General features: G+C 55.6%; 2 protein-coding genes. One reads left to right on the top strand and one right to left on the bottom strand.

Features of this window, described 5'->3' with window-relative positions; genetic code table 11:
- Positions 1-336 precede the first annotated feature (336 nt).
- Positions 337-1,638, bottom strand: a complete 1,302-nt coding sequence (locus AC0QHF_RS19925; protein ID WP_324705987.1) for an LCP family protein — start codon at positions 1,636-1,638, stop codon at positions 337-339.
- A 203-nt stretch (positions 1,639-1,841) separates the two neighbouring features.
- Here AC0QHF_RS19925 and AC0QHF_RS19920 point away from each other — a divergent pair, with 203 nt between their 5' ends.
- Positions 1,842-2,891, top strand: a complete 1,050-nt coding sequence (locus AC0QHF_RS19920; protein ID WP_324705986.1) for a mannose-1-phosphate guanylyltransferase — start codon at positions 1,842-1,844, stop codon at positions 2,889-2,891.
- The last annotated feature ends 70 nt before the right edge of the window (positions 2,892-2,961 follow it).

Below are 2,961 nucleotides of genomic sequence, written 5' to 3'. Positions count from 1 at the left end.
AAATGACCTTTACATCGATGTTTCAAGGTTTCTAGCCCGATTGAAACTGTTGATACACGAGCGCGATACTTGCGATAATAAACCCGGTTTCTTCTCTGTTCGATTCTAAGCCGAGGGCAAAGGGGCGGAGGGACAAAAATGGCAAGAATCTCAAATTAAATTGGGGCGCCGTGCCTTGCGCCCCTACAATCTAAAATTCCCCGACTCCCTCATACCGATTCCCGACTCCCTCCTAAGCCGGAGTCGCCGCCAACAGCACCCATGCGATCGCCAAACCGAGAATGAACGTCAGGCGCAATATCGCCCGCAGCAGGGGTTTGAAGCCGTCTTTGAGAGTCAAAATTTTTGCCTCCAATCTTCTCCCACGCGAATGGTTAAATCCGAGTCCACCTCGCCGGTGGAGGATGCTTTGATGTTACCGAAGCCGAGGGTGGTTTGCAGGAGTTCCGCGCCACCGAGATCGCCCCTCTGGACGATGATTTGGGTCGATCGCACCGAGTAGGGCAGTTTGGGGACGACATAAACTTGGTCGTAGCCCTTTTCGTAGAGGAAATCCGCCACCCGATCGCCCGCCGCCGGGTCGCCGGAGGCATTTTGGATGGCGATGCGGCTGTTTTTCGACAATTCTTGATAGGGCGATCGCTGGTAAGGTCCAGCCAATACAAACCCCGTAGAATCCACCCGAAAATATTGGGCCATGACCCGATCGCGGGCGCGATCGTCGATCGCCCAATAACTCGTATATCCGCCCCGTTCTTCCCCCGGCAACATCACCATCCGCACCCGGTCCGAATCCAGGTTCAGGGCAAATTTGGCCAGGGTCAGCAGTTCCTCAAAATCCAAATCCGTGTCCACATATTTCAGCATCACCCGCACGATCTGGGGCACTCGGGGCAGCACCTCCGGACTCCGCAACCGTTCCCGAATCGCCTCCATCAACGCCTGTTGGCGTTGGATGCGGCCGATATCCCCGTAGGCATCGCCGCGAAATCGGGCGAAGTGATCCGCCTGTTCGCCGTCGATAGTCTGCCATCCGGGGGACAAATCGATCCGCAACTGCTGGCTGTTATCGGTGTAAGACATGGGATAGGGGACGAACACTTCCACCCCCCCCAACAAATTCACCAATTCTCGAAACGCCCCGCTGCCGACGCGGACATAGCGGTTAATTTCCACTCGGTTGAGGGTCTTTTCGACCACTTCCGCCGCCAATTCCGTACCGCCCCAGTAGTTCGCTTCGTTGATCTTTCCTTCCCCCAGGCCGGGGATGGAAACCCGGGTATCTCGGGGGATGGACAGGAGGTTGATGCTCCCTTCGAGGGGGTCGAAGCGAACCAGAAGAATACTGTCGCTGCGGCCTTTAAATACATCGGGGGACTCTTCCCCGCCCTCCGGGGGGCGATCAATCCCCATCACCAAAATGTGCACCGGACGGGACAATTCAAACCGAAAGCGATCGCGCCACAGCCCATTGAGAACCATTGACCCGTCCTCATTTGACCCCCGTTCGTCGGGAGAAAGGAGGGCGGTGACAGCCCCCAAGGTGGCGGAAGTGCTCGCGATCAGCAGGACAATAAAACTCCAGAATAAAACCGGCAGGATTTTGGGTCGTCTTTGGGATGTTGTGGGATAACGCATGGAGAATTGACGAAATAGGATGGATCGATTCTCAAAATTGATTTTCAGATGGTGCCACCGGCGATTTTCTCAGACCCGGGTGACGCGATTGGGCGAAGCCCACCGGCAAAGCCGATCGCATCCAAAAATTGGGTCGGAACGCTGACAACGGCTCATTCATATTTTAAGATTGAGGTATCTAAACCTAAAAAATTGTAAGTCGCATGATACCTGTTATTCTCGCTGGCGGTAAAGGTGAGCGTTTTTGGCCTCTGAGTCGCAAAACCCGGCCGAAACAATTTCTGAGTTTAGATGGCAGCGGCCAGAGTTTGTTGCAGGGGACTGCCGAACGCCTGTTGCCTTTGGGCGGAAATTGGGACGGACTTTGGGTGATCACCTCGGCCCTCCTCGAACGGGGCGTCCGGGAGCAACTGCCCCACTTGCCCCCGGAAAATATCTTGGCGGAACCCGAGGGACGGGATACCGCCCCGGCGGTGGCCTGGACCGCGGTGGAAGTGGCGCGACGTTACGGCGAAGATGCGGTGATCGGGTTTTTTCCCGCCGACCACTGGATCGGCCAGCCGGAGCGGTTTCAGCAGGCTCTGACATCCGCAGAAAAGCTGGCGACGAGTCGGGATGCGATCGTCACGTTGGGTTTGCACCCCGACTATCCGGCGACGGGTTACGGTTACATCGAACAGGGAGAGGAAATCGGCACCTTCGGCGAGTTCCCCGCCTATCGGGTGGCGCGGTTTACGGAAAAGCCTGACCCGGAAACCGCCGAGAAGTTTTTGGCCACGGGCCGCTTCCACTGGAATGCTGGGATTTTCGTGTTTCGGGCCGGGGTGGTCCTCGAAGAGTTGCGATCGCACGTCCCGGATTTGGTGAAGGTGTTGGAAGCCAAGGGCGCCGAAGCTTATTCTCAGTTGGAACGGATTAGCATTGATTATGCCCTGATGGAAAAGACACAAAAAGCCTGCGTTTTGCCCGTCTCCTTCGGTTGGGATGACCTCGGAGATTGGAATTCTTTGGAGCGCCTCTTCGACGGCAACGGCTCCAATGTGGAGTTGGTCAAACACGTCGGATTGGATACCACAGGCTCCATTTTGTACGGCCGCAACGCCAACGAAGTGATCGTCACCATCGGCGTGGAAGATTTGGTCGTGGTCCGGGATGGCAACGTCACCTTAATTGCCCACAAAGATCGGACGCAAGACATTAAAAAAATGTTGCAGCAGTTGGCAGCCGATCCGGATTTGCAAGAATTATTTTGACTTCTCCCCGGTCTAAAGACGCGGGGATTCTTAAGCAGTCCAAAACTGAACTCTTAAAGGCATAGTCAAT

The sequence above is a fragment of the Lyngbya sp. CCY1209 genome (assembly GCF_055795065.1).
This window is presented reverse-complemented; position numbering and strand designations above follow the sequence as displayed.

Bases quoted from the DNA above. Each gene is read 5' to 3' on its own strand.
- AC0QHF_RS19925 (WP_324705987.1), bottom strand. From the start codon at position 1,638: ATGCGTTATCCCACAACATCCCAAAGACGACCCAAAATCCTGCCGGTT.
- AC0QHF_RS19920 (WP_324705986.1), top strand. From the start codon at position 1,842: ATGATACCTGTTATTCTCGCTGGCGGTAAAGGTGAGCGTTTTTGGCCT.